This is a genomic window from Candidatus Aminicenantes bacterium, assembly GCA_026393855.1.
Lineage (GTDB): Bacteria > Acidobacteriota > Aminicenantia > Aminicenantales > UBA4085 > UBA4085.
The window spans coordinates 1-7,250 of the sequence record JAPKZJ010000004.1; the positions used below are offsets into that span (position 1 = coordinate 1).

General features: G+C 65.2%; 5 protein-coding genes. 1 reads left to right on the forward strand and 4 read right to left on the reverse strand.

Features of this window, described 5'->3' with window-relative positions; translation table 11 throughout:
• The 4 genes from NTZ26_00115 to NTZ26_00130 form a co-directional block, all read right to left on the reverse strand.
• Positions 1 to 974: FAD binding domain-containing protein (locus tag NTZ26_00115; GenBank protein ID MCX6558890.1), on the reverse strand; the 974-nt coding region annotated here is incomplete at its 3' end.
• The gene (locus tag NTZ26_00120) at positions 971 to 3,256 is read right to left on the reverse strand and encodes a xanthine dehydrogenase family protein molybdopterin-binding subunit (GenBank protein MCX6558891.1); all 2,286 of its coding nucleotides are present in this window, start codon (positions 3,254 to 3,256) and stop codon (positions 971 to 973) included. The genes NTZ26_00115 and NTZ26_00120, both read right to left, overlap by 4 nt.
• 1 nt (position 3,257) lies before the next feature.
• A complete protein-coding gene (locus NTZ26_00125; protein MCX6558892.1) occupies positions 3,258 to 3,884 on the reverse strand; it encodes a (2Fe-2S)-binding protein in 627 nt (208 codons plus the stop codon).
• 11 nt (positions 3,885 to 3,895) lie between these two features.
• Positions 3,896 to 4,549, reverse strand: a complete 654-nt coding sequence (locus NTZ26_00130) for a hypothetical protein (protein ID MCX6558893.1) — start codon at positions 4,547 to 4,549, stop codon at positions 3,896 to 3,898.
• Positions 4,550 to 4,710: 161 nt separating this feature from the next.
• On the opposite strand from NTZ26_00130, the gene NTZ26_00135 reads away from it, so the two are divergent.
• Entirely contained in the window at positions 4,711 to 6,894 is a 2,184-nt protein-coding gene (locus tag NTZ26_00135) for a DUF5916 domain-containing protein (GenBank protein ID MCX6558894.1), read from the forward strand.
• Positions 6,895 to 7,250: the final 356 nt, after the last annotated feature.

Consider the following 7,250-nt stretch of genomic DNA (forward strand, 5'->3'; position numbering starts at 1 on the left):
GGTTTGGCCGCCTTCATCACCGCGTCGATGACGGCGGCGCGAAGGAGGTCGATCTTGTAGCCGTTCTCGGACAAAGGCGCGGCGTCCGCGGCCGCCTTGTCGACGGCTTGGCGGATGTTGCCTTCGGTCGGGCGCGAGCCCTTCAGCGCATCCTCGGCCTTGGTCAGGCGCAGGGGGACCGCGGCGACGCCGCCGCAGACAATCCGGATGTCCCGGATGGCGCCGCCTCCGCCGATGATCCGGACCGCCGCCGAAACGAGAGCGAAATCCCAGGCGCCGCGCTCGATCAGCTTAATATAGGCGCTCCGGTCGCCGGGCCCGGGCCGTCGGACGCGGATCTCCTTGACGATCTCCTTCCCGTCGAGCCCATTTTCGCGCTTCACGTTAACGATAGGCGGAGCGAAGAACTTCTCGACCGGGATGACCCGCTCTCCCGCCGCTCCCGCGACGGTCAGCTCGGCCTCGAAAGCGGCCAGGACCGGGGCCAAGTCGGAAGGATGAACGGCATAACAAATGCCGCCGAAGATGGCATGGTATTTGTTCCGCCCGCCTTCGGCGAAGCAATGAGCCCCGCCCTTCTTGCGGCAGGTGACGGAGGCGTCGCGGTAATACCAGCACCGCGGCCGCTGGCAGAGGTTTCCGCCGACCGTGCCGACGTTGCGGAGCTGGGGCGAGGCGATGGCGGCGGCGGCCTGGTGGAGAGCCGGCCAAATCGCTTGGATCTCGGGATCTTCGGCCAGCTCGGCGATCGTTGTCGTCGCACCGATCGCCAGACCGGCCTGATCCTTCCGAATATATGCCAGGCCCGGGATCGTCTTGAGATCGAGAACCGTCTCGGCGGCGGCCGTCCCCTCTTTGATTTCGCCCAACAGGTCGGTCCCGCCGCCCATGACGAACGTGCCCGCTCCAGCCTCGGCCAAATGGGCCGCGGCCTGCGCCAAAGACTCCGGTCTCCCATAGGCGAAGCTTCTCATGAGCGGGCCTCCTTGCGCTTGAGGGCTGCCAGGACGCGGCCGGGCGTCATGGGGATCTCCCCCACATGGACGCCGATGGCGTTGAACACCGCGTTGGCGGCGGCTGCCGAGGAGGGAATGCGCGGCGGCTCGCCCAGGCCTTTGCAGCCGAGATTGTTGAGCCGGTCGTCCGGTTCGTCGATGAAGATCGGGACGATCTCCGGGATGTCCCGGATCGTAGCGCCCTTGTAATCGTGCAGGTTGGCGTTGACCGTGGCCCCCGTCTGCGCGTCCATGAGCTTTTCCTCGAACAGGGCCGCGCTCAAGCCCTGCGCGACGCCGCCGATGACCTGGCTCTCGGCCGTCTGCCGGTTGATCACCCGGCCGATGTCGTGGGCCGCGACGTGCTTGATCACTCGCACCCGCCCGGTCCAGGTGTCGACCTCGACCTCGCAAAAATGGGCCCCAAACGTCTGGAAGTCGAACTTATCGTCGGGGAATCCGGCCCGCTCGCCGTGAAACGGCTGGGGGCGGCGCAGGGTCTTGACGGCCTCTTTGAAATCGATCGCCTTCTCCGGAGCGGCCGCGACAAAGAGCTTGCGCCCGGCCAGGACGATCTCTTCGGGCGGCGCGCCCAGCTTCTTGGCCACGCTTTGCTTCAGATACTCGGCTGCTTTGAGGGCCGCGTCGCGCACGGCCGGGGCGACCGACGGGGTGGTGAGACTGCCGCCCGAGATCGGGGCCCAGGGATAGTCGGAGTCGCCGATCTTGACGGTGATGTCCGTGGGTTCAAGCCCCAGCGTCTCGGCCGCCACGACCGCGATATGGGTCCGCGTTCCGCAGCCGAGGTCCTGGGTGCCGCATTCGATCTCGACTGCGCCGTCGGGGTAGAGCTTGAGGTCGGCCAGCGTCCCCGGCGTGCCCGCGCCCGGCCAGATCTGGCTGGCCATGCCGATGCCCCGGCGCACTCTGCCGGTTCCCCCGCCCGGCTTCTTGTTGCGCCGAGCCCAGCCGATGGCCTCGGCCCCCGCCTTATAGCAGCCGTCCAACCGCTTGAGCGAGTAGGGCAGGCCTGTCTCGCCGTCGCCCTTGGAGGCGTAGTTCTTGAGCCGCAGCTCGAGAGGATCCATGCCCAGGGCGGCCGCCAGCTCTTCCATGGCGCCTTCCAGAGCCAGGGTGGCCTGGGTGTGGCCGGGCGCCCGGGTGGCCCGCGACGGGCAGGCGTTGACCAGGACCGCCGACTCCTCGATCTTCAGGTTGGGGATCTTGTAGACGTCGCTGAACGGTTCGCCGCAGCGGTCGCCGCGTCCGGTGCCGCCGCAATTGGCGTTCTTGACGTGCAGGGCCGTGATCAGGCCGTCCTTGCGGGCCCCGATCTTGACGGTGAAGCGGGTCGACGGCCTGTAGCCGACGCAGGTCGAGTTCTCGCGCCGGTCGAGAACGATCTTGACCGGGCAGCCCGTCTCCTTGGCCAGCCTGGCGGCCGCCAGGGCGTAATCGCCCATGCTCAGCTTGCTGCCGAACCCGCCGCCCATGTAGTTTTTGATGACCTTGACGTTCGCGGCCGGGACGGCCAGGGCCCGGGCCAGGCCGTCGCGGACGGACTGGATGGCTTGGGTGGAATCCCAGACGGTCAGGAAATCGCCGTCCCATTTGGCCACCGAACCGTGGGTTTCGGTCGGCTGGTGGATTTCCCAATTAGTCCGGTAGGCCCGCTCGATGACGACCTCGGCCTCGGCGAAGCCCTTGGCCAGATCGCCCCGGTCCATGGCCGCGAAAGGCTGGATATTGGGCTGGTCCGTGACCTTCGGCGCGCCGTCCCTCATCGATTCCAGATCGTCGACGACGTGGGGTAAAACTTTGTACTCAACCTTGATCAGGGCTAATGCTTCCTGGGCTGCCTCCTCGCTGACCGCGGCCACGGCCGCGATCGACTCGCCCGCCCAGCGGACCCGGCCTTCCTTCAGCCGCAGGACCGCTTTGACCCCGGGCGCGGCTTGGGCGGCGGACAGATCCACCGACACCACCTCGGCCGCGGCGTGGGGCGAACGGAGGATGCGCCCGTGCAGCATTTCGTCGAAATAGAGATCGTGCGTGTACTTGGCTTGGCCCGTGACGATCCGGGCGCCGTCGATTCTTTTGGTATATTTCCCGATGATCTTGAACGGGGCGGCCGAAGTGTCCGGTGCGTCGGGCTCTTCGGGCGGGATGGTCGCACCCGACCCGGTCATCGCGGCCGGACGGGCCTTCCCATGCTCGCGATAGTCGAGGTAGGGATCGTCGAGAAGGTCAAAACGGCTCATCTTAACCCCTCCTCATCGCTTCGGCCGCGGCGGCCACGGCGGCGTGGATTTTGGGGTAATTGCCGCACCGGCAAAGATTGCCGGAGACGGCGCTCTTGATCTCGTCCAAGGTGGGCGTTTTGGTTTTCCGGAGCAGCGCGGTAGCGGCCATCAGGAAGCCGGGCGTGCAATATCCGCACTGATAGCCGTCCTTGTCGATGAAGGCCTGCTGGAGCGGGTTGAGCTTTCCGCCTGCGGCCAGCCCCTCGACCGTCTCAACGCCTTTGCCGTCGGCCTGGACGGCCAGCATGTGGCAGGCATAGACGGGCTTGCCGTCGAGCAGCACCGTACAGCCGCCGCATTCGCCGCGGTTGCAGACGCGCTTTGTCCCCGTCAACCGAAGCCGGTCGCGCACGACCTGGAGCAGGGTCTCCCGGGCCTCGACCTGCAGGGCGATTTTTCTCCCGTTAACGGTCAAGCTGATCCGCCGGGTCTTGGAGGTTTCGACCTCGCCGGGGCCGGCTTGGGTCGCGGGTTCCTTGCCCAGCAGCCGCCCGGCCACGCCGACGCCGGCGGTGCCGCCGCCGATCGTCTTCAGGAAGCCGCGACGGGAAACGGCGCTTTTCTTCTCGGGCTTGTCGTCGGCCATCGCCGCCCTCTTCAGACCAGCCGCAGGGCGGCGATGAGGGCCAGGCTAACGGCCGTGGTGGCCGCAGGGACGACCAAGCGGAGCCCGGGCCGCCCGGCTTCCCATGCTTCGAACCGGGCGACGAAGCGATACGCCAGCGGCACGGCCAAGGCGCCGATCACGACGGCGATGGGGGCGAAGGCGATCGACAGCGGCAGAGCGGTTCCCGCCAGGACGCAGGCCGGGATGCCGGTCGCGAGCTTGACGGCCGGGAAGGCGGCGGCGGAGAGGAGTCCGGCTCCGGCCCCCAGCAGCATCCGGCCCCGGAGGCTGCGACCCGCTGCGCGGCCAAAAATGGCGAACAGGCCCACGATCGCGGCGCCCTCGACGACGAAGGCGAACATCGGGTTGCCGATGGCGCCGCTTTTAACCGGAAGCCCCAGTAGCGCGGCGTCGAAGAGCTTGAGCCCTAGAGCCAGGCCTACCGCCAGCGCGGGGCCCCAGGAGCGGCGGGCCCGCAGTCGCGAGCCGGCGAGGAAGAAGATCGCCGTACCGGTCATAATCGAGCCTGAAGCCAAGCGGGCGCATGACTGCAAGGCCAATCCGAGTCCGGCCTCGGCCAGGCCCCAGACGGAGCCCAGAACGATGACCAATCCGATTCCTTCCCAGCGGGTTGTTCGGGGCATGGCGGCCTCCTAGAGGGGATGGTGCCATTATATCCAAAAAGCGGCCGCGAAAGCATAGGGGGGCGATCATGGCCCGGGGATGAACCTTCCGGGCCCGGGTTTCGTCTTTAGGAGCGAGGAATCCCGAGAAGGTGCCGAGTTCCGTGGAAAGGACACGACCGATGACCGAACGAATCAGCCGCCGCAGCCCCGCTCGCACTCCCTTGGCCGTCATTTTTGTTCTGACGATGCTTGGCCTTCCCCATCTTCAGGCCGCTCCGCCCAAGGCGCCCGAAAAGATGCGCCTGGAGATTCCACGGTTGAGCGCCGCGCCCCGCATCGACGGGTTCATCGAGCCCGGCATCTGGGAGAAAGAGGCCCTCCGGCTCGACAATTTCGTCCAGCTCTCGCCCAAAGCCGGCGAACCCACCACGATGAAGACGATCGCCTACGTCGGCTTCGACGCGAAGGCCGTCTATTTCGCCTTCCGCTGCATCGACCCCGAGCCCAAGAAGCTCCGGGCTTCGATTACCCGCCGGGACGGCTGCCTGGACGACGATTGGATCATCGTCTTTCTCGATACCTTCAACGAGAAGCGCCGGGCCGCCACCTTCGGCGTCAACCCGGTCGGCGTCCAGATGGATTTCGTCCGGATCGAGGAAGGCGGGAACGACAACATGGACGATTCCTGGGATACGGATTGGAATTCGGAAGGCCGGATCGACGACCAGGGATACACAGTCGAGCTGGCCATCCCGTTCAAGAGCCTCCGCTTCCCGGACCAAGACGAAAAGGTCTGGGGCTTGACGCTCGCCCGCAACATCCCGCGGATCGGCGAAATCGGCATGTGGCCCTCGTTCTCGCGCGACATCCCCGGGCTCATCGCCCAGTCCAACCCGATTGTCATCCGCGGCTCGGTCGAACGCGGCAACAACCTTGAGCTCATGCCGGTCGCCACGGCCCTCAAGCGGGAGGGCAGCGGGATCGATTTCCAGCCCGGGCTCAACCTGAAATACGGCCTCAAGTCCGACCTGACCCTGGACGCCACCATCAACCCCGACTTCAGCCACATCGAGGCCGATGCGCCGCAGATCGACATCAACCTCCGCTATGCTCTGCGATACCAGGAGAAGCGGCCGTTCTTTCTCGAGGGCATGGAGATTTTCAACTTCCCCGATATCGAGATGGTCTATACCCGGCGCATCACCGACCCGTTGTGGGGGGCCAAGGTCACGGGCAAGCTCGGCGGCATGACCTACGGCGTCCTTTCGGCCTACGACCAGCACCCCACCGAGAGCCTCTGGGATGTCCATAACGGCGGCGGCAGCGGCGACGAGACCGCCCTCTTCAACATCGTCCGCGTCAAGACCGACATCTTCAACAAAGGCTCCTACCTCGGATTCTGCCTGGCCGACAAGGAGATCGACGGCTCCTGGAACCGGGTGGCGGGGGTCGACGGCCAGTGGCGATTCGCCGACAAGTTCTTCGTCAGCTTCCAGGCTCTGGCCTCCAAGACGAGCTGGGACGGCGATACCACCGACCTGGCCCCGGCCCTCTACGGCGAGGCCTATTACTTCAATAAAAATTACAGCTTCGGCGGATTCTGGCGGTCCATTCACCCTGACTTCGAAGCATCCTCCGGATTTGTCAACCGGACCGATTACCGAAGCGCCGGCGCTTTCGCCAACCTCCGGCTCTATCCCGACAAGCCCTACCTCAACCAGGTCCAGTTGCACCTGGAAGCCGGCCAGCGGGACGGCTACTTCGATTCGATCACCCAGGACACCTGGCTGCGGGCCCAGACCCAGCTTCGCTTTACCGAGTTCAATCAGCTTATCATGTCCGTCGAAAACGGCCTGGAGCGATACGCCGAGACCGACTTCCACCGGACGGTGTTCCAGCTTCAGGGCCAGAGCAACATCGTCAAGTGGCTGCCGTTCAACCTCTTCGCCGAGATCGGCGACACGATCAACTACGATCCCGAGGATGCCTATTTGGGCTGGGGCGTCACCTATGGCGTCGGCCTCAACTTCAAGCCCAGCAAGCGCCTCCAATTGGGCCTGGACTACAGCCGGAGTACGTTCTGGAAAACCAAGGCCGGCGAGCAGGTCTGGGACTTCAACGTCTTCCACACCCGCTCGACCTATCAACTGACCAAGTCGTTGTCCCTGCGGGCCATCTTCGACTACAATCTCTACTACAAACAGATCTTCGGCAGCTTCCTGGTCAGCTATGTCCTGCGGCCGGGGACGGTGTTCTTCGTCGGCTACGACTCGAATTACGAGCGCGGCCTCCTGGCGCCGACCCGATACGACCGCCGCGACTACAGCGTCTTCGTGAAGTTCTCGTACTGGTGGAGAATATAAGAGGGGGCTTGGGGTACGGGAGTCAAAACACGCTCACGCGCCCAGTGAGCGCGTTCGCTCCGCCGACTCGGTCGCTCCCGTCCCCTGGCCAAAACATGGAAATCGGAAAGTCATTGGAAAAGACTACCTTGAGGGGGAGGCAGCCCTGGGCGTTGGAGGGGGAACCCCCCCAATGGTTCCCCCTCCAAGGGAGTCCCCGCTCCCTCGCCGACCCTATGCTAAAGCATAGGGATACAAAGCTTGTTGGTTTTGACTCCCGTACCCCTCGCCCCTAACTATAAGAATCAAGAATTCCCCAATGACCACCAGTCGAGAACCGGGGGGGATCAAGCCATAATATAGAGATCTTTGCCCAA